Source organism: Enterobacter cloacae complex sp. P6RS, assembly GCF_014982245.1.
GTDB lineage: Bacteria > Pseudomonadota > Gammaproteobacteria > Enterobacterales > Enterobacteriaceae > Enterobacter > Enterobacter bugandensis.
The window spans coordinates 212,169-235,548 of record NZ_JADCLB010000017.1; the positions used below are offsets into that span (position 1 = coordinate 212,169).

Sequence of the window (23,380 nt, forward strand, 5' to 3'; positions counted from 1 at the left end):
TCTGACAAACCCCGCCCGGTGCGGGGTTTTTTATTGCCACATTTTCTCGTAATGACGTGCTACAGTGTCAAAAAGGGGTCGTTTGAGGAGTCTGTATCGTGCCTGGTTTGAAGATTTCGATTTTGCAGCAGCCTTTAGTGTGGATGGATGGCCCTGCCAACCTGCGCCACTTTGATCGTCAACTGGAAGAGATTACCGGGCGAGATGTGATTGTCCTGCCGGAGATGTTTACCACCGGCTTTGCGATGGAAGCGGCGAAACAGTCGATGCCCCAGGAAGAGGTGGTCGCCTGGATGCATGCCAAAGCGCAGCAAACCAACGCGCTGATCGCCGGGAGCGCCGCACTGCAGACGGAACGCGGCCCGGTGAACCGCTTCCTGCTGGTTGAGCCGGAAGGGAAGGTGCATTTTTACGATAAACGCCACCTGTTCCGCATGGCCGATGAACATCATCATTATGAAGCCGGTAACGAGCGCGTGGTGTTCGAGTGGCGCGGCTGGCGCATCCTGCCGCTGGTCTGCTACGACCTGCGCTTCCCGGTGTGGTCGCGCAACCGCAACGATTACGACCTGGCGCTGTACGTCGCCAACTGGCCCGCGCCGCGCTCGCTGCACTGGCAGGCGCTGCTGGTGGCTCGCGCGATTGAGAACCAGGCGTACGTGGTGGGCTGTAACCGCGTGGGGACGGACGGCAACGGCCACCACTACCGCGGCGACAGCCGGGTGGTGAACCCGCAGGGCGAGATTATTGCCACCGCCGAACCGCATCAGGCGACGCGCATTGATGCTGAATTATCGTTAACGGCGCTGAAGGAGTATCGCGAGAAGTTCCCGGCGTGGCAGGATGCGGATCCGTTTAGCATCGGGTGAAAAAATGCCGGGTGGCGGCTACGCCTTACCCGGCCTACCAATGTTGCTTGCTTCTTTTAACTCACTAACGCCTGCCCGTCCTTTCGGCTTTCCGTCGCGGCCACGTAGTGCCCTTCCGGCATACGATAGATCACCTGCGCACCGCCGAAGTTGTAATCCTGGAGCGGATCTTCCACCACGATCTGATGCCCGCGCTCGCGCAGCGAGGCAATGGTGTTGCGATCGAACGTCGATTCAACAATCACCTCCCTGCCCTGCACCACGCGCCAGCGCGGCGCGTCGATGGCCGCCTGCGGGTTTTGCCCGTGCAGCATGATGCGCAGCGCCATCTGCATGTGCCCCTGCGCCTGCATCGGGCCGCCCATCACGCCGAAGGACATCAGCGGCTGGCCGTTGCCGTCCATCGCAAAGCCCGGAATGATGGTGTGGAAAGGACGCTTGCTGCCCGCCAGCGCGTTCGGGTGTTTGGGATCGAGCACAAAGCCGCAGCCGCGGTTTTGCAGGCTGATTCCGGTATCCGGCACCACAATGCCTGAACCGAAGCCCATAAAGTTGGACTGGATAAACGAAACCATCATCCCGCTGGCGTCCGCGGTGCTGATGTAGACCGTGCCGCTCTGCCTCGGTGAACCGTACACAAAGTCAGAGGCGTTATCGCGATCGATAAGCGCCGCACGCGACTTCAGATAATGGTCGCTCAGCAGCTCTTTTGCTGCGAACTCCATATGTTCTTCATCCGCCACGTAGCGGTCGAGATCCGCCAGCGCCAGCTTCATGGCTTCAATGGATAAGTGCAGAGACTGCACGGAGTCCGGATGATGTTTCTCAATGCCGCACTGCTCCAGAATACCGAGTGCAATCAGCGTGGCGATCCCCTGCCCGTTGGGCGGCAGCTCCTGTACCGAGCCGCCCGCGAAGTCGCGCGACAGCAGGTCAACCCAGTCCACGCGATGGTTTGCCAGATCTTCCGCTGACAGGTGCGCGCCGTGCTCCTGGGCGAAGGCGGCAATTTTCTGCGCCAGCTCGCCGCGGTAAAAGGCTTCACCGTTGGTTTTGGCAATCAGCTCCAGCGAATGAGCCTGCGCCGGGTTACGGAAGATCTCCCCCACGCGCGGGGCGCGGCCTTCCGGCGCAAAGCAGGCGCTAAAGCCCGGCTGATCTTTCAGCTTGTTATAGCCGCGCTGCCAGAGATGACCAATCAGCGGTGAGACCGGGAAGCCGTTGCGCGCGTAGTCAATCGCAGGCTGCGCCAGGGTGGTCAGCGGTAGCGTGCCGAAGCGTTCCGCCAGGGCCACCCAGCCCGACACCGCACCCGGCACCGTCACCGCGTCCCAGCCGATTTCCGGCACTGCGGTTTTACCGGCAAACAGATCCGCATGCCAGCTGGCCGGCGAGCGCCCGGACGCGTTCAGGCCGTGAAGTTTTTCTCCGTCCCAGACGATGGCAAAGGCATCGCTGCCGATGCCGTTGCCGGTCGGCTCGACAACGGTCAGCGCCATGGCGGTGGCAATGGCCGCATCGACGGCATTACCACCCAGCTGCAGCATTTTCATTCCCGCCTGCGCCGCCAGCGGCTGCGAAGTGGCAACGGCGTTGTGGCCCATCATCGGCGGGCGGCGTGAAGCGTAACCGGATGTAAAATCAAGCGCTTTGGTCATCATGACTCCTTAGTCGTGGCGCGGATCGAGCGCATCGCGCAGCCCGTCGCCAAGTAAATTAAAGCCCTGCACGGCAAGGAAAATCGCCACGCCGGGGAAAACGGACATCCACGGCGCCTGCTCAAGGAAACCTTTCGCGGTATTGAGCATGGACCCCCAGGACGGATTGGGCGGCTGCTGCCCCAGCCCTAAAAACGACAGGCTGGCTTCGGCAATAATCGCCGAGGCAATGGCCAGCGTGGCCTGAACCAGGATCGGCGACATCACGTTTGGCAGAACGTATTTAATGATGATCCAGCGATCCGGCAGGCCAATCGCCCGCGCGCCGTCGATGTACTCTTCGTTGCGAATGGCGATCACCTGCCCGCGCGTCAGGCGGGCGAAGATCGGCATCGCCGAAAGACCGATGGCGATCATCGCGTTGGTCAGGCTCGGGCCTAAAAATGCCCCCAGCGCGATCGCCATGATCAGGAACGGACAGGCCAGCAGCGCCTCGATAAAGCGCGAGATGACGCCGTCCCACATCTTCTGGAAGTAGCCCGCCACCAGCCCCAGCGGCACGCCGATGACCACCGCGATAACCACCGACATACAGCCCGCCATCAGCGAGGTTCGCGCTCCCCAGATAATGCGGGACAAAATGTCGCGCCCCAGCTCGTCGGTGCCGAACCAGTACATCGCTGACGGCGCTTTGCGCACCGCGAGGAAGTTGGCTTTAACCGGGTCAAACGGGGCGATCCACGGCGCCAGCAGCGCCACCAGCACAAAGAAACCCACCACAAGCGCGCCAAGCACCGCGCTTTTATTGGCGAGGAATTTCTTCAGCACCCGGTTCTGCGCGCGCGGCAGCGCGGGGGCTACGGTTTGCGTCGTCAGTTCCGCCATCGTTAACCTCGCATTTTCGGGTTGATAAGGACATAAAGCACGTCGGCCAGCAGGTTGAGCAGCAGGAAGCCGATCGCCACGATCAGCACCACGCCCTGCACCACCGCGTAGTCACGGTTGAACACCGAGTCGACGATCATCTTGCCGAAGCCCGGAATGGTGAACACCTGCTCGGTCAGCACCGCGCCGCCCAGCAGCTCGCCGAACAGCAGCGTGGTGAGGGTGATCACCGGTACCAGCGCGTTGCGAAACGCGTGCTTTAGAATGACCGCCTTCGGCAGCAGCCCCTTGGCGCGTGCGGTACGGATATAATCCGCTTTCAGCACCGCAATCATCGAGGCGCGGGTATGGCGCATCAGCGTCGCCGCCAGCCCGGTTCCTAGCACGGACGCGGGCAGCAGCAGCGTGCGCAGGTTCTGAAGCGGATCTTCACTGAACGGCACGTAGCCGGACGCGGGCAGCCACTGCAGGTTCACCGAGAAGACCAGAATCAGCAGGATCCCCAGCCAGAAGTGGGGAATAGAGATCCCCGAGATCGCCACGAAGTTCGCCCCGTGATCGACCCAGCTGTTTTTATTCACCGCCGCAAGGATCCCCATGCTGATGCCAAACACCAGCGCAATAATCATCGCCAGCAGCGACAGCTCCAGCGTAACCGGTAGCTTGCTGGCGATAAGCTCTGTCACCGGCTCGTGCGTGCGCAAGGAGACGCCAAGATCGCCCTGCAGCGCCCGCGTCAGCCAGTGGAAATACTGAACCGGGATCGGCGCATCCAGGTTCAGCTCCGCGCGCAGCTGGGCGATCACCGCCGGATCGCGTTCCTCACCGGCCATCGCAATCAGTGGGTCGCCGGGCAGCAGCTTTTGCAGCCCGAACACCATCATGCTTACCAGCAATAGCGTCGGGACGGCCAGCAGCAGACGTTTGCAAATCAGTTCCAGCATGGGTTCTCCTCAGGACGTTTATTTCGCCAGCGTCAAACCCGCCAGACGCACGATGCCGTCCGGGTAAGGCTTAAAGCCCTGCACGCGCTTGTTCAGGCCAAAAATGCGCGGCTCGAAGTAGAGGTAGGCAATCGGCATGTCGGTTTGCAGCTGCTTCACCACCTTGTCATACAGCGGCTGGCGTGCGGCCTGGTCGGTGCTCTGGCGCGCCTGCGTCAGCCACTCATCGACCTGCGCGTTGCTGTAACGGCCGTCGTTAAGCGTGCCGTTGCTGTGGATAAAGCCGTAGATGCTGCCGTCCGGATCCGGGCGACCCGACCAGCCGGAGAAGCTCAGCTGATAATCACCGCTCTGCTGGCGATCCAGCAGCGTGGCAAATTCGGTCATCTGCAGGTTCAGCGTGAAGCCGGCCTCGGCGACCATCGCCTGCAATACCTGTCCCACCTGCTGCGAGGTTGGGTTGTTCGGCACCAGCAGGTTGACGGTCAGCGGCGCGGTGACGCCTGCCGCTTTGAGCAGCGCTTTGGCTTTATCAACGTCGCGCGGCGGAACCGGCAGATTCACGTGATACGGGCTCACCGTCGAAAACGCCTGGTTTGCCGGAGTGTAGAGGCCTTCGAAAACCACCTGGTTTAACGCTTCACGGTCGATGGCCTGAGAAAACGCCTCGCGCACGCGGGCATCTTTGAACGGATCGTTCGCCGGGACCTTGCCGTTGTTAATATTGAAGGTGATCCCCTGATAGCCCAGGCCGGTGACCTTCGCCAGCGCCAGCTTGCTGTCGGCTTCGACGGTTTTGACGTCGCTGGCGGCGATGCCTTCGGTCAGATCCAGATCTCCCGCGCGCAGGTTCGCCAGACGCACGGAGGCATCCGGGATCGGCAGATAGATAATTTTGTCGAAGTGGTAGGCGCCTTTGTTCCAGTAGTTGTCGAAGCGGGTCAGAACGATGCGGTCCTGCGACACGCGGCTGTCGAACTTGTACGGGCCGGAACAGACCGGATGGGCGGCAAAGTCAGGCTTTTTCGCAGCCTCGGGCGCCATCATCGCGCCCGCGCGGTCGGTAAGCTGCATCAGCAGCGCGGCGTCCGGCGTTTTCAGGTGCAGCGCTATCTGCATCGGGCCGGTGACCTCTACCGATTCCACGGAGGAGATCTCGCTTTTCCGCAGGGAGCCTTTGAGGGTCAGGGCGCGGTCGAGGTTGTATTTCGCGGCGGCAGCATCGAATTTCTCTCCGTCATGGAAAGTCACGCCTTCGCGCAGATCCATGGTCAGCGTTTTGCCGTCGGCGCTCCAGGCCCACGATTTCGCGAGACCTGGCACGACCTTCAGATGCTCGTCGACGTCCACCAGCCTGTCGCACAGGGAGGCAAACACGAAGCGGCCATAGTAGGTGCGCGCCAGGTGCGGGTCGAGCATGTCCGGGTCTGCTCCCAAGCCGATTCGCAGCACGCTTTCAGAATGGGCGGGCAGCGCCGCGCCAAGCAACATAACACTTCCCAGTACGGTCAAAAGAGAATTACGCATTGTCATTATCATGAGTTCCTTGAAGGAAGGGAGGAGTGAGTGGCCGCGTGTTCAAACAGCGCGCGGCGGCGCAGAAAGGCTGCGGATGGCGGTGCGATCTGGATAACGCTGCGATCGCGGTTAATTTCCTGCCAGCGGTGGCAGGCAACCTGACGCCCGCCGTCGAACACCTGATTAATCGGCTCGACCTGGCGGCATTCGTCAGTGACGTACGGGCAGCGGGTGTGGAAGCGACAGCCCGACGGCGGGTTCGCCGGGTTCGGCAGATCCCCCTGCAGCAGCGGCGCGTCGCGCTCAACACCCGGCTGCATCTGCGGCGCCGAGGCGATCAGCGCCTGGGTGTAAGGGTGCAGCGGTGCGTCAAAGATCTCGTCGACGGTGGCAAGCTCAACGATCTGCCCAAGGTACATCACCGCCACGCGGTCGCTCATGTGGCGGATCACCGCCAGACCGTGGGCGACGATCACCATCGTCAGCCCCAGCTGGTGCTTCAGGCTCTCCAGCAGATTAACCACCTGCGCCTGCACCGACACATCCAGCGCGGAAACCGGCTCGTCGCCCAGCAGCAGCTTTGGCCCCGAAGCCAGCGCGCGCGCAATGCCAATACGCTGGCGCTGCCCGCCGGAAAACTCGTGCGGATAGCGCCCGGCCCAGGCGGCAGGCAGGCCAACGGTCTTGAGCAGCTCCGCGACGCGGTACTGACGATCCGCTTTCTTCATGTTCTGGTGCAGCCACAGCGGCTCACCGACGATCTGCTCCACCGTCATGCGCGGGTTCAGCGAGGCAAAAGGATCCTGAAAAATAATCTGCAGCTCGCGCCGGAGCTGGTTCAGACGGGCACCTGTGGCGTGGGTAATCTCCTCCCCCTGATAAAACACGCGTCCTTCGCTGGCGGCCAGCAGACGCAGCAGCAGTCGGCCAAGGGTGGATTTCCCGGAACCGGACTCGCCGACAATCGCCAGCGTTTCGCCCGGCATCACGGCAAGCGAAACGCGATCGACCGCCGTGACAAACCGGGCCGGGGAAAAGAGTTTTTTCGGACCGGGGAAAAGCTTGCTGAGGTCCCGAGCCTCTAGTATGGGCGTGGTCATGCGGTCTCTCCCAGGGCAATGTGGTGTTCGAGCGGCACGCGGAAGCAGGCGACCTGATGGCCCGCGCCGAGCGTGGTGAGCTGCGGTTTTTCATCATGACAGCGCGACTGCGCAAACGGGCAGCGCGTCGCGAAACGGCAGCCTTGCGGCATGGATTCCGGGAGCGGGACCGTTCCGGGAATGGTAGAGAGCTGGCCTTTGCGTGCGCCCAGCGAAGGGATCGAGCCCATCAGGCCGATGGTGTACGGGTGCTGCGGGTCAGCGAATATTGCCTCAACGCTTCCCTGCTCTACCACCTGTCCGGCATACATCACCGCCACCTGCTGGGCCACTTCAGCCACCACGCCTAAATCGTGGGTGATCATCAGCACCGCCGTGCCGGTTTCCTCTTTTAGGGTGTTCAGCAGGGTCAGGATTTGCGCCTGGATGGTGACGTCGAGCGCGGTGGTCGGTTCATCGGCAATCAGCAGTTTAGGGTGGTTGATCAGCGCCATGGCAATCATCACGCGCTGGCGCATGCCGCCGGAAAGCTGGTGCGGATACGCCTTGAGGCGCATCTCCGCCGCCGGGATCTGCACCTTCTCAAGGATCTGCAGCGCGACCTTCATCGCCTCCGGGCGAGTAACGTTCTGGTGACGCATGACCGCTTCACTGAGCTGATCGCCTAACGTGAAGGCCGGATTGAGCGAGGTCATCGGTTCCTGGAAAATCATCGCCAGCTCGCTGCCGCGCAGGTCGGCATACTCCCGCGGCGAGAGCTTGCGCAGGTCGTGGCGGCGAAACTGCATCTCGCCGCTGACAATCTGCGCGCTGGCGGGCAGTAAACCCATTAGCGCCAGTGAGGTGATACTTTTCCCGCAGCCGGACTCCCCCACCAGCGCCAGCGTTTCGCCCGCTTTGACCGTCAGGGAAATGCCGTCCAGGACGCTGACCGGCGAGCCGGAAAACTTAACGTTGAGATTATTCAGCCGGAGTACAGGCGTGGAGTCCTTAAACGGGATCGTCGTCATAGCGTGAAATCGTCCTCAAGGTGGATCGCCTGAATCAGGGCGTTTTGCAGGCTAAGCAGGTGTTCGCGCATGGCGGCCGCTGCTTCATTAGGCTGGCGATGGATAATCGCGGACATGATCTTGTGATGGTGGTCGTTATAGCTGTCGACACGTTCGGGCGTGCGGGCTAATTCACGCAGATGCTGCCAGCCGGGTTCGCGCCGCACGGCGTCAATGGCGTCAAACAGGCCGAGCATCAGGCGATTGCCCGCCGCCTCGGCAATGGCGCGGTGAAAGGCGCTATCCCAGAGTTCATTGAGATCGCGGTCATCCGGGCTGACCTTGTCGATGCGTTCCAGCATGCGCTGCATGAGCGCGAGGTTTTCCCTGGTGGCACGCAGTGCCGCAAGCCGGGCTAAGCCGGGTTCGATCTGTATACGAGCTTCCATCACTTCCAGCAGATTGGTCTGCTGAACCAATCCCTGAAGGGCCAGCGGTTCAACAGGGGCAGCCGGACCAATAAAGGTGCCTTTGCCCTGTTTACGCCAGATCCGCCCTTCTTCTTCCAGCACGTCCAGCGCGCGACGCACTTCGCGTCGTCCTACGCCGAGTGTTTCCGACAGCTCACGTTCCGTGGGCAGCGGAGTGCCTGGTGTTGACTCATGCTGGCTGATTAGCCCGCGCAGTTGCTCAAGCGCGGTGCTGGAATTGGCCAGAAACCGTGACGGTTTTTCCATATTGGTTCGCTCACTATCATCGTTATTTTCTTTTTATGAACGATAAGTTATTGATATGGCGTGCTACTTATCGTGCTAATGATTAAGCAATAAACGAACCAATTTTTTAATGGTTCAAAAGAGATTTAAAAAAGCGGTAGTAAATGAAGGGGTTACAGCAACGTATTGTTACAGATGCAAGCGGCATCCTGAGACGATAAAGGCCGAAAAAGAACATGAAACGCACAAAAACAGTGCAAATATTGCACTACAATAGTGCCATTGTTAATTTTTTGCACTATAAATGATAACAACAAGTTAACAAAAAGTAATAAATAAGGCGTGCTTACGCCTGAAAATGGCCCCCTTGCGAGGGCCGCGAAAGATTAAGGAACAGGCTGCCAAAGCGTCGCAGCCGCAGTCGGCGCCCAGTCGGACTGAGACGTGTGCCCCTGCACGCAGCGATACTGTGTGCCGTTATACGTGACAATTTCTCCAGTCTTATAGCGCGTACCGACTTTCCACTCGCCTTCCGGCTCAGGCGTCACAGACCCCTCTTTCGTCGTGGCTTTAAGCGGTGTACTGGCGAGAGACTGATGACCTTTGGCATTTTCGGCGATCACCTGGTAGCTGTAGGTTGTTCCCGCGCGCAGGCCGCTGTCGAAGATCTGCGTTCCGCTTACGGTGAGTAACTCCGCCCCATCGCGTAGTACATGGTATTTCACCGCGTTGTCTACCGCATTCCATTTCACCGTCAGGCTGTTTTCCGTCGAAGAAACCAGTGCCAGGCCGCCTGGCGCGTCAGGACGTCCCTCTTCGACCTGTACGGTTTCTACCTTAACCACGTTGCTGCTTTCAGAGATATTGTTCGCTGCATCACGTGCTTTCACGCTGTAGTGGTACACCACACCGCCGGCTTCTACTGCATTATCGGTCCACTGGGTGTCCGTTGAAGACCCGACTTTGATGTCATTACGGTAGATGTCATATCCCACTACGCCACGGTCATCGGTGGAGGGCTGCCAGGCAAGGGTGATAGTCAAGCCATTGTTCAGCACCTTCAGTCCTGCTGGCGCAGTTGGCGCGACGGTGTCCTGCGGGCGTTCAGGCGACATCAGGTCCGCGCGCTCTTTCATTTCATTGAAATAGTCAACCTGCTGCGGGATGGACAGCTGCTGATCGTTTGAACCCAACGTCCAGATAAAGAACCCACCATAGCCGTTTTCCGCCTGCCAGCCCGCACGGTTTACGTTGTTCTGTCGGTTTTCAACAAAGCGACCTTCTGGCCCCCACTGGGAGTTGATGGTCTGACCGAGAACGATTTTGCTCTTATCTCCCACCGCCCGGGCGTAGTTAGCCATCGCCACGTCATACTTAAAGCGTGGGCCGGCGTCATAGGCCATGACGTTGAAGAAATCGAAAACGTTTTTCCCCTGCGTCAACAGCGGCAGAACTTCGCCATGGTGTGAAGAGCGCGCCGCCTCAACGAAGGAACAATTCTCGGTTACCGCGCTGTTGGTGCAGTTCTCCGGGTCAGCACCAACGTGATAGGTGGTCAGGCTCAGCAGCTTTTTGCTGCCGGACGCATTGAGCTTGCTACGAACCCGTTCAGCCAGATCCAGCAGGTTTGCATTTTCCTCTGGCGTGACGCGATCGGGCTTTTCAAAGTCAAAATCGATGCCGTCAAGCTGAACGGTACCCGCCTTCTGGTAGTTCGCCATGTTACATTTGCCTTGCCAGTCGGCACTCAGGCATTCGCCAACCATCTCTTCCGGCTTCAGGTTCTTTTTATATACCGGGAAGTTGGTATTCAGCAGATTCACCAGATTCTGCGCCAGCGTTTCTCGCGTTTGCGCGTTATTCAGATAAGACCACATCGCGGAGTACGTCTCGCCGCCGAGCGCCAGCATCATTTTTTTCTCCGGGTGCGCCAGCTTCAGCTGACTCCACACGACATAGGCTGGCGCATTAATGTACCAGGGATCATATTGTGGTACTGCAACAATATTATCGGAACTGGACAGCTTACCGCTTGCATCCCAGCCACCAAATGAAAGCAGGAACGTATCCGCTTTCACCTCTTTCATATCCTCAGCGGACTCGACCGGAACGCCCCAGGAGGTCAGATAGGTGACCGCTCGCGGTGCCTGCGCCGCGAAAGCCGACTGCGCCATTAATGCGCTACCAATTAACAGAGATAATGTAAGTTTTTTCATCAAAGTTCCTTATTGCTTTGTGATGATAGTCCTGTGGATTACCTCGTAAATTGTCTTTTTTTTTAGCGCCGAGATCGTTGGGGATAATAGAGTGGTGAATCAGGAAACCCTCCGAGTTAAATAAGAAATATCTCTCGCATTTATAATAAATACTTCAACGACAGCACGGGAGAATTCTCGCATCCTGTAAGACGCTTCTTTATTTAATTTTCCCATCTTCACCAATTAAAAAAGATGGCATACCTGTGTTCCCACTCTTTTATCAGGGAAAATTCAGGAATTAATCACAACTATTATCCAACTAGGGACGCTCTCAATGAAATATGCAACAAACGTGATGCGAAAACAGGGTGGTTTCACCCTGCTTGAACTGCTGGTCGTGCTGATGATTATTGCGCTGCTGGCAGGATTTGTCGGGCCAAAAGTCTTCTCAAATGTCGACTCGGCTAAGGAGAAAACCGCCATGCGCCAGATGCGCTCGCTTGCTGAGGCTCTAGGGCAATATCGCCTCGACACCGGCAGTTATCCAAGTGAAACACAAGGTCTGAAAGCGCTGACTGAAAAGCCTTCCAACGCGCAAAACTGGAATGGCCCTTATCTTAGCCAGCATGTGCCGTTAGACCCGTGGGGCAATCCGTACCAGTGGCATAACCCCGCCCGGACAAAAGACGCCATTAATGAAGTCGAAATTACCTCCGGCGGTAAAGACGGTAAGCCTGTCACTTACGGGTTCTGAATATGCTGCGCCTGCCCTTATATTCGCTGTTTATCTTCAGCGTATTTTCCTGCCGTGCCGATTGCTGGCAGCTGGCGGGAGAGCGTTACGGCATTGAGCCAGAGCTATTACAGGCGATAGCGATAGTGGAATCCAACGGTAATACCCGGGCCATCAACAAAAATCGTGATGGCTCAATGGATGTCGGTCTGATGCAGATCAATAGCATTCACTTCGATGCGCTGCGTAAATTTCGTATTAGTCAAAAAGATCTGCTAACCGACCCTTGCCAAAGTGTCATGACCGGCGCCTGGATCCTGGCAGGTCAAATCCAGCGCTTTGGTTATACCTGGGACGCGGTGGGGGCGTATAACGCCGGAACGGCAAATACCCCCCAGCGCCGCGCGCTTCGTCAACAATACATAAGAAAAGTGGCTCCGCATTATGCCCGCCTTAAAAGGCAGAGCCATACACTGTCGCCAAAATGAAACCATATACCGTCACCATCCTCCAGGGGGGGAAACGCGTCAATCAGACCGTACTTGCCGCGTCGCCTGATGATGCCAGCGCCCGCATTATTGCCGGCGGCGGCATCGTTTTGCAGGTACAGGAACGCCCCGCCCGCAAGGAGAAACGCTTTCCACTGAATCTGTTCTTGCAGGAGCTTATCGCTCTGCTGGAAGCCGGGCTGGTCGTGGTCGAGGCCGTCGAAGCGCTGCGCGAAAGCAGCCGCGACGGTGGCACCTCGCTGGTTCTGGATACGCTGGTTAAAAAGCTCTACGAAGGAGCGCAACTCTCCCAGGCGATGATGGCGCTACCAGCACTGTTTCCGCCTCTGCTGATTAACACCGTTGCCTCTTCTGAGCAAACCGGACACTTACCCGAAGCGCTAAAGCGTTTTCAGTTTTACGAATCAAGAATGGAAATTCTGCGCAAGCGGATTAAATCAACCCTGCTCTATCCGACGATTGTCATTGCCGCCGGCGGGATAATTCTGTTCTTTCTGCTCGGCTTTATTATTCCGCGTTTTTCCGTGGTGTTTGACGGGATGAAGAACCCGTCCGCCAGCGCACAGCTTATCCTCTGGTGGGGACGCCTGACGCAAACTCATGGCTCGCTGCTGCTGGCCGGTTGCGCGGCAGCGGTTGCAGGCGTCGTGATGGCGGTGCGTAGCCCGCGCCTGCGCCAGCGCGCGCTCGGTTTGTTGCTGCGCATTCCCGCCTTACGCCAGCAGCATCAGCTTTCTGTGCTGGTACGTTTTTACCGCACGCTGGGCCTGCTGTTACAGGGCGGCCTTCCCGCGCCGGATGCGTTAAAGCTGAGCCGGGAGATCCTGCCCGCCACGCATCGTCAGCAGGTTGAACAGGTTATCCGCGACGTCGCCGCCGGCGAGTCGCTCTCCCGCATGCTGGAAGCCCAGCAGATGACCACTCCTGTCGCCAGCCGTCTGCTGCAGGTCGGCGAGCGCAGCGGCGAACTGCCTGCCATGTGCGAGCGGATCGCCGCTTTTTATGATGAATCGCTGGAACGCGCGATTGAAACCTTTAGCAAAATTTTTGAACCGATTCTGATGATGGTCGTTGGCGGCATCGTTGGGCTCGTCGTGTTTTTACTGTACATGCCCATTTTTGAACTGGCAGGAGGATTGCAATAATGTCTCACTCACCGTCTGTAGAACCCCTTTTCGACCTGCCAGACGAGCAGCGCTGTCAGGCGCTGGCGGAACTGCTGGACAGTTTCCCCGGCGCGTTAGAAGAAGCCGCCGGCTCCCTGGGGCTCACGCCGCTCTCACCCACACAGCTCGCCGACAGCGAAGAGGATTTCGAAGCCGTGCCGCTGACCGAATCGCTCAGCCAGCGAGCATTGCCGCTGCGCGTTAACGGTCAGCTCCACGTTGCGCTGGGCGATCCGTTTTCACTGGCGCTGCGCCAGTGGGCCTATAACGTGAATGCGCTCCCCGCGCTCGCCCCGCTCTCTCAGCTTAATGCCCGCCTTGATGAACTGGCAAAACAGCAGCGCACGCTCGATCAGCTGGAGCAGCAGCAGAGTGAAGAGAATAAAGAGGCCCGGTGGCTGGAGATCACCCCAGCAGCCATCGCCAGTGAACCCCACGCCGTCATTAAGCTGGTTAACGCCACGCTGTTTGATGCCCTGCAGAGCCGCGCCAGCGATATTCATCTTTGCGCCGTCGCGGATGGGTTGATGGTGAAGTACCGCATTGATGGCGTCCTGCACAGCATTCGCCACTGCGCCGGACTTCAGCAGGCGGAGCAGGTGATCTCCCGTCTCAAGGTATTAAGCTGCATGGACATTTCCGAACGACGCACGCCTCAGGACGGGCGCTTTAAGGCATTGATTCTCCAGCGTCCCGTCGATTTTCGCGTGTCCATCATGCCGGGCGTCTATGGCGAGGATGCCGTACTGCGCGTGCTGGATAAATCTCACGATCAAAACCTGCGCCTGGAGACGCTCGGCTTTGATGAACACACGCTGGGCGCGATTCGCCAGTTAACCCATCTGCCCCACGGTATGGTGCTCGTCACCGGGCCAACGGGGAGCGGGAAATCCACCACCCTCTATTCAGCACTCAGCGAACTCAACAGTGGTGAATGCAAAATTATCACCATTGAAGATCCCGTGGAGTACCAGCTCAACAGCGTGCTGCAAATTCCGGTCAACGATAAAAAAGGGCTCACCTTCGCCCGCGGCCTGCGCGCCATTTTGCGTCACGACCCGGACATCATCCTGGTGGGTGAGATCCGCGACGGTGAAACCGCTGGCATTGCCGTGCAGGCGGCGCTCACCGGCCACGTGGTGCTCTCCTCGGTTCACGCCAATGACGTCTTTAGCGTACTGGAACGTTTTTTATATATGCAGGTGGAGCCCGCCAGCCTGATCACCGCCCTTAACGGCGTCGTGGCGCAACGGCTGGTGCGCCAGATTTGCCCGGACTGTATTGATGACACCACACCCACAGATGACCTTCTCGCGGCGTGGCAATCCGGACCGCTGCAGCAGCTCACGCCCCGCTGGCGTCGAGGGCGAGGCTGCGATACCTGCCGCGACAGCGGTTTTCGCGGCAGGCTGGCGCTGGCGGAAGTGCTGCATTTCAGCGATGCGATGAAAGAGGCAATGCTGGCGCGATCGCCCCGGCGCAAGCTAAAGGAAGTGGCGCTGAATGACGGTTTTGTTCCGCTCTCGACCATCGCGCTGCGCGCCGTTGTCGAAGGCAAAACCACCTGGGAGGAGGTAAACCGTGTTATCACTCACTAACACCTGGCAGTGCGACATCTGGCCTCATGCCGTGCGGTTGCGCCGCAACAACGTGGTTCTCGCCACCCATGAACGCCGGCCAGATGAGTCTCTTGAAGCCGCGCTCGAAACGCTGCTGCGCCTGCGCCCTTCCGTCTTACCGTGGCGTGACGCGGTGGAGTTTCACCTCGATACCGACGATCTGACGTTTTTAATTCAGCCCTGGCATGACGGCGTGACCACACCGCAGGAACTGCTCCAGCTCGCCCGACAGCAGGCGGTTCTTCGCGCGAGTCCGCCCGTCGACTGGCAGGTGCGCTTCGAGACCCTTAACTGGCAGCAGTCAGCGCTGGCCGCGTGCCTGAAGCAACCTTGCTGGCACCTGCTTGTCGCGCTGGCGCGTCGGGAGCGGCTGCGTTTTCGCGGTGTTGTCACGCCGTTTCAAAAGCTGTTTAGCCACTTCGCCGCCGCACTGCCGGAAAACGGCCTGTTTGTGGCGATGAGCCCCCACCATAGCCGGATTGCCAGCCGTCAGCACCACAGCTGGCGCGACGTCTGGACACTCACCCTGCCACAGCAGGAGATAGATGCCCAGCTGCGGGTTATCGCCCGGCTAAGCGGAATGCAGGACTGTCCTGGCTACGTCATTCATACCGACGGTGAGCATCACCAGGAAGTCGCGCTACAGGAGAGTCCTCATGACGCCGCTGTTTACGCGTAGTTCCCCGTGGGCCGCACGCACCCTGCTGTTAACCGGACTCCTCTGTTTACCGCTCACCGGTGCCGTGATGTATGGCCTGTTTGAGCACCAGCGCCTTGAGCTGGAGACATCGCAGGTACAGCAGCAGCTCGCCCAACGGCAGCAGGTGCTGCGCCAGCTGCGTGAAGCGGAGCAGCGCCGGTTGCGCCAGGCTCAGCAACTGCAGGCCGTCCCGCCGGCCATCAAGCTGCTGGACAACATCGGCAGCGTACTGACGCCTGATATTGCGCTCCTGAGCATTGACGTCATTGCCAGTAAAGGCGATGCGCGGCTTACGGTGAATGCAGGCAATCTTGACGCCCTGCTCGCCTTTAGCGAGCGGCTACAGCAGTTGCCGGCGCATGTGGTGCTTGAGAACCATCGCCAGTCGGCGCAGGGCGATCCTGCCTGGCCGATTAACGCGGTACTCGACGTCAAGGTGACGACGGAGGCGCACCATGCGGCTTCAGAATAAACCCGCCGTGCTGCGCTGGCAGGCGGCGTTATTTGCCGGGCGCATCGGAACGGTTCCGCTCGTGCTCGCCGGGCTGCCCGCAGGACTGCTGCTGTTATGGCTTGGCGGCGTGCGGCCGCACACCATCCATTTGCAGGAGAACCTTGCCCGGATCCAGGCGCAGCTACAAACCGCGCTGCCGCTGGATAAACAGCAGCCGGAACTGCAAAGCCGCATCAGCCTCGGAGAATATCAGCAGGTCAGGCTCATTTTTGAGCAGTTCAGGAGCCGAGGGATGAAGGTCGACGCCAGCCGCTATCAGCTGGAAAACGACGACGGCAAAACCGCGCTACGGCTGGATATTCCGCTGCGCGGTGAATATCTGCCGCTGATGGACGCCCTGGAAACGCTAAGCCGCACTTTGCCGTTACGCATTGAGCAGCTAAGCCTGCGGCGCGCCGGGCCATCGGAAAGCCAGCTCAGCGCCACCGTGCAGCTTCGCCTGTTGAAGGAGTCGCCATGAAACTGCCGCGCTATTTACAGCTGGCGCTGGTGCTGACCGCCGGTGCTGTTTTCTGGAGCCAGTTTGCCGATGACGAGATATCGCAAGCGCCGCTTGAGGCGCAGCCGGTCTCACGCCCGCGCCCCGCGCCAGCAAAGCCGGAGACGGCTCACGCAACGCGCATCGATCTCTTTTCAACGCCACATAGCAGGGCGCAAGACGCAGCAGAAAAGCCGCCGGAAAACGATCGGCCTGAAGAGGCGACACCAACCGCACCGCCGCTACCGCTTCAGCTCCTCGGTGCCTGGTGGGAAAACCGTCAGAGGATCGTTGTGCTGACGGATGGCAAAGAGACCTGGCCGGTCTGCGAGCGCTGCAGGGCGGACGGCAGGATCTGGATCGGCAGTTCGCCGGTCAACAACTGGATTTTAAAAGCGGTGGCGAACGACCACCTCCTGTTTGAATGGCAGCCCACCCATAGCCAGCAGCGGCTGGAACTGGATGAGCTGCAATCGGAACCGACACATTAATCATGAAAAAAACTATTGCTCTCACTTTTTTGTTGTCATGCGCGCTACTGAGCGGCTGTGCACAACGTGCGGCGCCTCCGGTCCGGGAATCAGTGACCGCCTCGCCGCAGGTGCTGGTTAAGCGGCTTAAGGAGATAGATCAACAGCGCATCGCCAGCCCACAGGATATTGCGCTTCGCGCCGAGCAGGCTGACATCAGCAAAAAGCTGGTCAATGATTACCTGAAAAATGCCGATCTCGCGGTGCGTCAGAACAACTACACCCTGGCGACGCAAATGTGGCGCGATGCGCTTACCTATGAGCCCGGCAACCTGCGCGCCCTGCAGGGCTTACGCAAACTCGATGCCCGTAGAGCGCTGGATGCATTGTATAAGGAGGCGGTGGCTAACAGCACCCGCGACCCGGCACGCGCGCTGCACAAAATCCAGCAGGTACTGGAAGAAGATCCCAACTGGCCCCAGGCGCGCGCGCTGCGCGATCACCTGATGCGTGAGGTGTCGCGGATCAACCAGCCGGAGCAGCGTCTGAACCGGGAACTGCAAAAAACGATAGCGCTTAATTTTCGCGAGCACAGCCTGATGGCCATCTTTAACACTATCAGCCAGATGACCGGGGTCAATATCATTTTTGACAAAGATATTTCCTCCAGCACTACCGGCAGCCTGATAGCCAAACGCACCACTGCGGAAGATGCTATCAACGTGCTGCTGTTGTCGAATAATCTGCGGAAGAAGGTGCTGAACAGCAATACGTTGCTGATCTACCCCGCTACCGCGCAAAAAGAGAAGATCTATCGCGACGTGGTCGTCAAAACCATCTTCCTGGGTTATGCGAAAGCAAAAGAGGTCAACGTCGCCCTGCGCAATATGGTCAAGCTGAAGGATGTGCACGTTGATGAGCGAACCAATTCCGTCACCCTGCGCGGGCCAAAAGAGAACGTGGAAAAAGCGGAGCGCCTGTTAGTGACGCTCGACCGGCCTGAAGCGGAGGTCACGCTGGCCGTTGAGGTGCTGGAAGTAAATACCAACGATCTCGAAGCGCTTGGCGTGAAGCTGCCGCAAACCATCAGTGCGGGTTTTGCGAAAAGTAAAGGAGGTGATTTAAAGGGAAGCGGGATCCCGCTGGGCGACCTGAGCGCCAAAAATATCATGGTCGATATCGACAATATGACCATTGACATGAAAAAGGTGTTGAGCAACGCCAGAGTGCTGGCCAACCCGCGGATCCGGGTGAAAAACAATAAAAAAGCGCTGGTTGATATTGGTCAAACGATCCCGGTACTGACCACAACCGTCAATGACGGGATTTCGCAACAGAAAGTGGATTATCAGGACGTCGGCCTGAAGCTGGAAGTCACTCCGGAAGTCAGTATGGATGACAATATCTCAATGGAGGTGAAGTTCACGCTCAGTGCCCTGGGCGCCGAAGAACCCGGTGAGAACGGAGCAAAGTATTACCGCACCACGAAACGCGAAGCCAATACCACGCTCAGCAGTATGAACGGCGAGACCCAGATGCTGGCAGGGCTGATCAAGCAGGATGAAACCACGACCCAAAAAGGAACGCCGTTATTAAGCGACATCCCGGGGCTGGGCCGCCTGTTTAGCAGCAATTCCGACAACAAAGAGCGCACGGAGGTGGTGCTGTTAATTACGCCGACCATTGAGCGCAACCTCGATTTACCGGGAAGCCACGTCAGTACCATTGAGATGGGCAGCGACGATTTAACGGGCGACAGCATTCAACTGCGCGACCTGCAGCACGACGAGCCGGGGAGCGGGTTTACCGCACCGGCGCTAGCGCCGCCGGCCCATTTCCCTGACCGGGCGGCCACGCTGCCGCCACCGATCCTCGATGAGTCAGAGACGGAAAACGGAGCATCGTAATGCAGCGCCAGCGCGGTTTTACCTTGATTGAGATGATCGTCACGCTGGCACTACTCGCCACGCTTGCCGCTGCCGCTGCGCCGCTGATGCGTAACTACCATCAGCGGCAGCAGGAGACGCAGCTACGTGAGTCGCTGCGCACGCTACGCGATGCCATTGACCGTTATCACCAGGCAAGCGTGGACGGCATCATTGAGAAAAAAACCAGCGAATCGGGATATCCGCCGACACTAAAAAGCCTGGTGGAAGGCGTCCGGGATAAGACATCGCCCACTGGCGCGATGATCTACTTCCTGCGCCATATACCGCGCGATCCGATGTGCGATTGCGAGGGAAAAAATGATGAAGAGACCTGGCGGTTACGCGCATCCACGCAGCCACCCGGCGATTTCAGCGGCGGAGGGAAAGACGTGTTTGATGTCAGTAGTACCAGTACGGCCAGCGGTCTGAATGGAGTGCCCTATGCGCAATGGTGAAAAAGGTTTTACGCTCATCGAGCTGCTGGTGGTGATGGCGATCATCGCGACATTGATGACCCTGGTCGCTCCACGTTTTTTCCAGCACGCGGACAGAGCCAAAGAGGTGGTGCGCGAGCATAACCTGCATGCGCTGCGCAGCGCGATCGATCACTACCGCCGCGATCGCCTGGCGGGGCCATACAGCCTGGAGGATCTGATCGAGGCCGGTTATCTGCGCCAGATGCCGCTGGATCCCATCACCAACCGCCGCGATATCTGGGAGGCGAAGACCGATGACGAAGGGCAAATTATTGACGTCGAGACGCCACCCAAACCCGGGCAGGATCATCGCGATGCGTTCGATTAAACGACAGGGAGGTTTTACCTATCTGCTGCTGCTGATTGCGCTCTCCACGCTGGCGTTGTCGCTGCTGAAAAGCCGCGATGAGGTGCAGATGCGTTATCAGGCGCAGCAGGAGGCTGAGCTTTTATTTCGCGGGGATCAAATCCGCACGGCGATACAGGCCTACCGCGGCAACGGTGATGGCTGTTTTCCCGTGCGTTTCGAACAGCTGCTTATTGATAAACGCGGGCGAAAACCGCTTTATCACCTGCGCCAGCATTACGCCGACCCGCTAACCGGGAGTAAAAACTGGGGGATGATCCTCGATCCTCAGGGGCGCTGGATTGGCGTGCGCAGTCTCGGAAAAGGTACGCCACGGAAAAAAGTCGGCTTTCGTCACGATCCAAAACAATTTGCCAAAGCGAAAACGTATTACGACTGGAAATTTCAGGTAGAGAGCGATCCGCAGGCCCCGCTGCCTGCGGCTTGTGGTCGCTAATGCAATGATGTGGCGAGACCTGATGTCCCTGTCACGCAGTCTGGTCTGCCCGGCGTAACGGTACGAATAGGGCAGGCAACAGGCTCTGTAAGATGTTGCCTGCCCGCTTCGCTAATAGACGGGAATAGTCACTTTGCTAACCACTAAGGTAATGGTCGCCTTTGCGTCCCCTGCTTTCAGCGGGATTTTATATTCATCCGGCTGGGTAAAGAGCGCCATGTATTTGTCATCTGGCATATCTATGATGACGTCATCGTCTGCGGCGGTGGCTTCGATTCGTTGCAGCAGCTCTGCTTTAGTCAGAGGTTTGTTCCATCCGGCAACAATACGATCGTTTTTAATGTGAATCTCATTACTCTCAAGGACGCAGAGCGCATTTTGCTCACCGCCTTGAAGGCGATAAAGTCGGTTTTCCGTTAAGGTGTCAAGAGACGGGCAGACGACCTCTTTTTGCGAACCCGACTCTGCCTGCGTGTAGCTAAACTTCACTTTCAGGTTATCCCCGTGACGAACGCCCTGTTTTTTCCAGTCGCCACTGTCCCCGGTGAACATGCGGATCCCGTTGGGGATGATCGTGCTGGCGGCAGCAAAAAAGTCATTCCCGTTAACGGAAAAATAGGGCCGAAGCGTTAAAGATGAATCATTAATAATGGTGATCACCGGAGAGTTAATGGAACGGTAACTCTTTTTCTTATAACGACAGTTTTTCCCGTTTGCCTGTAAGTTGACGCCGTTGTCTTTACTGACAATCATGGCATAGTTGCAGTTAAGGCCGTTTTCAATAGATTCGTTCAGCACCGCACCATTATCGACAATGATATTCATCACGCCGTTATCTTCGTTACCAAACCAGACATGAGGAATAAAATCGCTATCGTAACCCTCTTCATAAATAGCATTCTGAACCCTGATTTTCAGATGGTCAGGGTTTTCAATATTAATCATACGCGCATAATCACTGGCAAATACTGATGCCGTTGAAAAAGCGCTAAGCATGGCTAATGCTACGACGGTCTTTGTCATGAAAATGTCCTCTTTGAGAAAAATAAAAACAACAAGTTTACGCAACAGTGACCATATCTTAATGCGTCAGGCCGTAAAACATATCACCAGATAAAATCATCGTTTATTTATTTTTAACTCATAGATACAGAGAAGATTCTTATTAATCAGAAGACCAGCGCCGTCTTATTTTATTCTGAGGAATGAATATAATGCCTTGCTACTATTCAGGCTGAAATAGTAGGCTTAATAGCCATCTCATATATTATACCCTGATGAGCGAAACATAAGATGGAACCATCAATTAAACAGACTCATGAAAAAATTCGGGTTTGCGTGCGAACAAACTCTTTTTTATTCGAAAAAGGGCTTGAAGAAATAGCGCGATTTTATTTTATCGCCAGAGATAAAATACTGTGCATTATCGATGCTGACACGTTTGGCACGAAGACGCATCTGGTGAAGTATCTGGAGTTCATCAGAAGAATTAAACCCGACATGCTTGTTTTGATCACGGGTCATCACACCCGAAGCGAGCAGCATGCATGGTATGTAAAAGCAAATGAATCCCTGTCGGGCTGGTGCGAAACCATTGATGCCATGAACTTTATGCGACCCAATCTCGACAGCGTTATCGATTTTTACAGAAGGCAACATGACTGAAAATCTTTTGCAAACGGAGGACTAGACGTGAAGTTAAGTTTTTGTATCAGGACGAATGTTTTGGCGAAAATGGCCGATGTCACCGAGGCTGAATTAGTGTATGCGCTCATGACGACGGGTGAGCTGTTCGGGGTGAAAATACCGGCACCGTTACCGGGCAGGCATAATGCCAAAACGCGTAGCTTTGATTACAAAGAAGCACTGGATTTTGCTGAAGAAGTGAAAATCGCCCGAGACAGTAAAAGGCAGATCTGAAAACGTAATAAGCCCATCCCTTAATCAAGTGATACCTCAATCCATTCCTTATATTTACAGCAGCACTGCCCGGATGACTTAGTGTTTTCCTTCAACATTGATAGCGCAATACATATGACTTCAGCGTACAAGCAATCATTAATACTCCGGGCATACTCAAGTTTTTTACCCAGATAATAACTAAGCGAAACATGATCAATATTAATCCCCTGCAAGGATAATTGCGTGGCGGCATCGCCAATGAGTATTGATGCTTGCTTTTCAGGATAGACATTATTCATGAATTTTAGCCCTGCACTTTGTAAAATATTCGACAGGTAGAGTTCAGGGGGCTTATGCCCCCTTGTTTACAAAAACACCTCAGAATGAATTAACGTGTTTACCAATCACAGCTACTTAAGCCCGTATTTTTAAACGTTTTTGATTCCGTCTTTCCTCTGATACCGTCCTTATTAACTGGCGTCACATAAAGCGTGACTTCCCCCCAATAGCCTAAAGTAACGCTTTTTATGTTGGAAACGACGGTGCTTCCCCACTTCCACTGAAATATCGTGTTGCCTTCAGATGCACCGCCATTAGCGTTGTAGGTGTAGGTTGCCGTTATTCTGTTACAGGCTCCGGTACTGCCGCTGTAACCCAGGTTTGTAACGAAAGGCGCAGGCTTAGATCTTATGGTAACAGCTCCACTAAAGGCCTGAGTGCCAGATAACGGCTGCCCTGAACCTTTAGGCGTCACGGCCACCCGCACGTCATAGCCCGCATAGCTGTCCGGCAGCGTGAACGTTTTTGCCGTTCCGCCTGCGACATTCCTCCACGTCTGGCCATCCTTCCACTGCCACTGGAAGCTGGAGACGTCCGTACCGGCCCCGTTTGCCGTGAAGGTATATTCCGCCCTCAGGGTCTGCCCCACCTCCGGCGTGCCGGAGATCCTTAGCCCCGTCACAGACGGCATACCATACACCGCTACCGCCGGGCTGTTCTTTACCGCACCGGTCAGCGACGGCTGGCTGCTGCCCTTCGGCGTTACCATTACCCGCACGTTGTAACCCGCATAGCTGTCCGGCAGCGTAAACGTGCTTGCCGTGCCGCCTGCGGCATTCTTCCATGCTGCACCATCCTGCCACTGCCACTGGAAGCTGGAGATGTCCGTACCGGCCCCGTTTGCCGTGAAGGTGTATTCCGCCCTC

The 23,380-nt window shown here is 57.2% G+C and carries 26 protein-coding genes; 15 read left to right on the forward strand and 11 right to left on the reverse strand.

What is annotated here, in order from left to right:
* Positions 1-98 precede the first annotated feature (98 nt).
* Positions 99-869, forward strand: coding sequence for an amidohydrolase (locus tag INF73_RS11150; RefSeq protein WP_041911141.1), 771 nt, complete (start codon positions 99-101; stop codon positions 867-869).
* A gap of 56 nt (positions 870-925) precedes the next feature.
* Here INF73_RS11150 and INF73_RS11155 read toward each other — a convergent pair whose 3' ends face one another.
* From INF73_RS11155 to INF73_RS11190, 8 genes are all read right to left on the reverse strand, one after another.
* On the reverse strand, positions 926-2,527 hold the full coding sequence (locus tag INF73_RS11155) for a gamma-glutamyltransferase family protein (RefSeq protein ID WP_193541268.1): 1,602 nt from the start codon (positions 2,525-2,527) through the stop codon (positions 926-928).
* 9 nt (positions 2,528-2,536) lie between these two features.
* A complete protein-coding gene (locus INF73_RS11160; RefSeq protein WP_193541163.1) occupies positions 2,537-3,412 on the reverse strand; it encodes an ABC transporter permease in 876 nt (291 codons plus the stop codon).
* Between the two features lie 2 nt (positions 3,413-3,414).
* Positions 3,415-4,356, reverse strand: coding sequence for an ABC transporter permease (locus INF73_RS11165; protein WP_028012068.1), 942 nt, complete (start codon positions 4,354-4,356; stop codon positions 3,415-3,417).
* 18 nt (positions 4,357-4,374) lie between these two features.
* Positions 4,375-5,889, reverse strand: a complete 1,515-nt coding sequence (locus INF73_RS11170) for an ABC transporter substrate-binding protein (RefSeq protein ID WP_074171829.1) — start codon at positions 5,887-5,889, stop codon at positions 4,375-4,377.
* A 2-nt stretch (positions 5,890-5,891) separates the two neighbouring features.
* Positions 5,892-6,974, reverse strand: coding sequence for an ABC transporter ATP-binding protein (locus tag INF73_RS11175; protein WP_088205260.1), 1,083 nt, complete (start codon positions 6,972-6,974; stop codon positions 5,892-5,894).
* The gene (locus INF73_RS11180; protein WP_045630680.1) at positions 6,971-7,984 is read right to left on the reverse strand and encodes an ABC transporter ATP-binding protein; all 1,014 of its coding nucleotides are present in this window, start codon (positions 7,982-7,984) and stop codon (positions 6,971-6,973) included. The genes INF73_RS11175 and INF73_RS11180 overlap by 4 nt, the downstream gene beginning before the upstream one ends.
* Complete coding sequence (locus INF73_RS11185; RefSeq protein ID WP_193541161.1) at positions 7,981-8,700, reverse strand: FadR/GntR family transcriptional regulator; 720 nt, start codon at positions 8,698-8,700, stop codon at positions 7,981-7,983. The genes INF73_RS11180 and INF73_RS11185 overlap by 4 nt, the downstream gene beginning before the upstream one ends.
* Positions 8,701-9,065: 365 nt before the next feature.
* On the reverse strand, positions 9,066-10,895 hold the full coding sequence (locus tag INF73_RS11190; protein WP_193541159.1) for a glycosyl hydrolase family 18 protein: 1,830 nt from the start codon (positions 10,893-10,895) through the stop codon (positions 9,066-9,068).
* A gap of 316 nt (positions 10,896-11,211) precedes the next feature.
* Between INF73_RS11190 and gspG the strand changes: the two genes are divergently transcribed.
* The 12 genes from gspG (at position 11,212) to INF73_RS11250 (ending at position 20,273) form a co-directional block, all read left to right on the forward strand.
* Positions 11,212-11,631 (forward strand): type II secretion system major pseudopilin GspG, encoded by a 420-nt coding sequence (gspG, locus tag INF73_RS11195; RefSeq protein ID WP_045259779.1) that lies wholly within the window; start codon positions 11,212-11,214, stop codon positions 11,629-11,631.
* Positions 11,632-11,633: 2 nt separating this feature from the next.
* A complete protein-coding gene (locus INF73_RS11200; RefSeq protein ID WP_193541157.1) occupies positions 11,634-12,098 on the forward strand; it encodes a lytic transglycosylase domain-containing protein in 465 nt (154 codons plus the stop codon).
* The gene (locus tag INF73_RS11205; protein ID WP_193541155.1) at positions 12,095-13,264 is read left to right on the forward strand and encodes a type II secretion system F family protein; all 1,170 of its coding nucleotides are present in this window, start codon (positions 12,095-12,097) and stop codon (positions 13,262-13,264) included. Before INF73_RS11200 ends, INF73_RS11205 begins: the two co-directional genes overlap by 4 nt.
* Positions 13,264-14,883 carry a GspE/PulE family protein gene (locus tag INF73_RS11210; RefSeq protein ID WP_028012059.1) on the forward strand — a complete coding sequence of 540 codons (1,620 nt, stop codon included), beginning with the start codon at positions 13,264-13,266 and terminating at the stop codon, positions 14,881-14,883. Before INF73_RS11205 ends, INF73_RS11210 begins: the two co-directional genes overlap by 1 nt.
* Positions 14,867-15,583, forward strand: coding sequence for a hypothetical protein (locus INF73_RS11215; RefSeq protein WP_193541153.1), 717 nt, complete (start codon positions 14,867-14,869; stop codon positions 15,581-15,583). Before INF73_RS11210 ends, INF73_RS11215 begins: the two co-directional genes overlap by 17 nt.
* The gene (locus tag INF73_RS11220; protein WP_047363890.1) at positions 15,561-16,076 is read left to right on the forward strand and encodes a hypothetical protein; all 516 of its coding nucleotides are present in this window, start codon (positions 15,561-15,563) and stop codon (positions 16,074-16,076) included. Before INF73_RS11215 ends, INF73_RS11220 begins: the two co-directional genes overlap by 23 nt.
* Entirely contained in the window at positions 16,060-16,578 is a 519-nt protein-coding gene (locus tag INF73_RS11225; protein ID WP_028012056.1) for a hypothetical protein, read from the forward strand. Before INF73_RS11220 ends, INF73_RS11225 begins: the two co-directional genes overlap by 17 nt.
* On the forward strand, positions 16,575-17,087 hold the full coding sequence (locus INF73_RS11230; RefSeq protein WP_028012055.1) for a hypothetical protein: 513 nt from the start codon (positions 16,575-16,577) through the stop codon (positions 17,085-17,087). Before INF73_RS11225 ends, INF73_RS11230 begins: the two co-directional genes overlap by 4 nt.
* A 92-nt stretch (positions 17,088-17,179) precedes the next feature.
* Positions 17,180-18,973 carry a secretin N-terminal domain-containing protein gene (locus tag INF73_RS11235; RefSeq protein WP_370567532.1) on the forward strand — a complete coding sequence of 598 codons (1,794 nt, stop codon included), beginning with the start codon at positions 17,180-17,182 and terminating at the stop codon, positions 18,971-18,973.
* Complete coding sequence (locus INF73_RS11240) at positions 18,973-19,449, forward strand: type II secretion system protein (RefSeq protein WP_028012053.1); 477 nt, start codon at positions 18,973-18,975, stop codon at positions 19,447-19,449. Before INF73_RS11235 ends, INF73_RS11240 begins: the two co-directional genes overlap by 1 nt.
* Entirely contained in the window at positions 19,436-19,798 is a 363-nt protein-coding gene (locus tag INF73_RS11245) for a type II secretion system protein (RefSeq protein WP_080339181.1), read from the forward strand. The genes INF73_RS11240 and INF73_RS11245 overlap by 14 nt, the downstream gene beginning before the upstream one ends.
* A complete protein-coding gene (locus tag INF73_RS11250; RefSeq protein WP_193541149.1) occupies positions 19,785-20,273 on the forward strand; it encodes a type II secretion system protein in 489 nt (162 codons plus the stop codon). Before INF73_RS11245 ends, INF73_RS11250 begins: the two co-directional genes overlap by 14 nt.
* A 111-nt stretch (positions 20,274-20,384) precedes the next feature.
* Here the strand turns inward: INF73_RS11250 and INF73_RS11255 are convergent, their stop codons facing one another.
* Positions 20,385-21,296 (reverse strand): hypothetical protein, encoded by a 912-nt coding sequence (locus INF73_RS11255; protein WP_193541147.1) that lies wholly within the window; start codon positions 21,294-21,296, stop codon positions 20,385-20,387.
* A gap of 270 nt (positions 21,297-21,566) precedes the next feature.
* On the opposite strand from INF73_RS11255, the gene INF73_RS11260 reads away from it, so the two are divergent.
* Both INF73_RS11260 and INF73_RS11265 read left to right on the forward strand, forming a co-directional pair.
* Positions 21,567-21,938 carry a hypothetical protein gene (locus INF73_RS11260; protein ID WP_041911158.1) on the forward strand — a complete coding sequence of 124 codons (372 nt, stop codon included), beginning with the start codon at positions 21,567-21,569 and terminating at the stop codon, positions 21,936-21,938.
* Positions 21,939-22,007: 69 nt separating this feature from the next.
* Positions 22,008-22,193, forward strand: a complete 186-nt coding sequence (locus INF73_RS11265; RefSeq protein ID WP_045630703.1) for a hypothetical protein — start codon at positions 22,008-22,010, stop codon at positions 22,191-22,193.
* Positions 22,194-22,213: 20 nt separating this feature from the next.
* Here INF73_RS11265 and INF73_RS11270 read toward each other — a convergent pair whose 3' ends face one another.
* Complete coding sequence (locus INF73_RS11270) at positions 22,214-22,474, reverse strand: hypothetical protein (protein WP_192986361.1); 261 nt, start codon at positions 22,472-22,474, stop codon at positions 22,214-22,216.
* Positions 22,475-22,572: 98 nt separating this feature from the next.
* On the reverse strand, positions 22,573-23,380 hold an 808-nt coding region (locus tag INF73_RS11275), incomplete at its 5' end, for a hypothetical protein (protein ID WP_193541145.1).

What these genes read in the sequence shown, in the direction of transcription:
- INF73_RS11155 (WP_193541268.1), bottom strand. Translation starts at nt 2,527, where the DNA reads ATGACCAAAGCGCTTGATTTTACATCCGGTTACGCTTCACGCCGCCCG.
- INF73_RS11160 (WP_193541163.1), bottom strand. Translation starts at nt 3,412, where the DNA reads ATGGCGGAACTGACGACGCAAACCGTAGCCCCCGCGCTGCCGCGCGCG.
- INF73_RS11165 (WP_028012068.1), bottom strand. Translation starts at nt 4,356, where the DNA reads ATGCTGGAACTGATTTGCAAACGTCTGCTGCTGGCCGTCCCGACGCTA.
- INF73_RS11170 (WP_074171829.1), bottom strand. Translation starts at nt 5,889, where the DNA reads ATGACAATGCGTAATTCTCTTTTGACCGTACTGGGAAGTGTTATGTTG.
- INF73_RS11175 (WP_088205260.1), bottom strand. Translation starts at nt 6,974, where the DNA reads ATGACCACGCCCATACTAGAGGCTCGGGACCTCAGCAAGCTTTTCCCC.
- INF73_RS11180 (WP_045630680.1), bottom strand. Translation starts at nt 7,984, where the DNA reads ATGACGACGATCCCGTTTAAGGACTCCACGCCTGTACTCCGGCTGAAT.
- INF73_RS11185 (WP_193541161.1), bottom strand. Translation starts at nt 8,700, where the DNA reads ATGGAAAAACCGTCACGGTTTCTGGCCAATTCCAGCACCGCGCTTGAG.
- INF73_RS11190 (WP_193541159.1), bottom strand. Translation starts at nt 10,895, where the DNA reads ATGAAAAAACTTACATTATCTCTGTTAATTGGTAGCGCATTAATGGCG.
- gspG (WP_045259779.1), top strand. Translation starts at nt 11,212, where the DNA reads ATGAAATATGCAACAAACGTGATGCGAAAACAGGGTGGTTTCACCCTG.
- INF73_RS11200 (WP_193541157.1), top strand. Translation starts at nt 11,634, where the DNA reads ATGCTGCGCCTGCCCTTATATTCGCTGTTTATCTTCAGCGTATTTTCC.
- INF73_RS11205 (WP_193541155.1), top strand. Translation starts at nt 12,095, where the DNA reads ATGAAACCATATACCGTCACCATCCTCCAGGGGGGGAAACGCGTCAAT.
- INF73_RS11210 (WP_028012059.1), top strand. Translation starts at nt 13,264, where the DNA reads ATGTCTCACTCACCGTCTGTAGAACCCCTTTTCGACCTGCCAGACGAG.
- INF73_RS11220 (WP_047363890.1), top strand. Translation starts at nt 15,561, where the DNA reads ATGACGCCGCTGTTTACGCGTAGTTCCCCGTGGGCCGCACGCACCCTG.
- INF73_RS11225 (WP_028012056.1), top strand. Translation starts at nt 16,060, where the DNA reads ATGCGGCTTCAGAATAAACCCGCCGTGCTGCGCTGGCAGGCGGCGTTA.
- INF73_RS11230 (WP_028012055.1), top strand. Translation starts at nt 16,575, where the DNA reads ATGAAACTGCCGCGCTATTTACAGCTGGCGCTGGTGCTGACCGCCGGT.
- INF73_RS11240 (WP_028012053.1), top strand. Translation starts at nt 18,973, where the DNA reads ATGCAGCGCCAGCGCGGTTTTACCTTGATTGAGATGATCGTCACGCTG.
- INF73_RS11245 (WP_080339181.1), top strand. Translation starts at nt 19,436, where the DNA reads ATGCGCAATGGTGAAAAAGGTTTTACGCTCATCGAGCTGCTGGTGGTG.
- INF73_RS11250 (WP_193541149.1), top strand. Translation starts at nt 19,785, where the DNA reads ATGCGTTCGATTAAACGACAGGGAGGTTTTACCTATCTGCTGCTGCTG.
- INF73_RS11255 (WP_193541147.1), bottom strand. Translation starts at nt 21,296, where the DNA reads ATGACAAAGACCGTCGTAGCATTAGCCATGCTTAGCGCTTTTTCAACG.
- INF73_RS11260 (WP_041911158.1), top strand. Translation starts at nt 21,567, where the DNA reads ATGGAACCATCAATTAAACAGACTCATGAAAAAATTCGGGTTTGCGTG.
- INF73_RS11265 (WP_045630703.1), top strand. Translation starts at nt 22,008, where the DNA reads ATGGCCGATGTCACCGAGGCTGAATTAGTGTATGCGCTCATGACGACG.
- INF73_RS11270 (WP_192986361.1), bottom strand. Translation starts at nt 22,474, where the DNA reads ATGAATAATGTCTATCCTGAAAAGCAAGCATCAATACTCATTGGCGAT.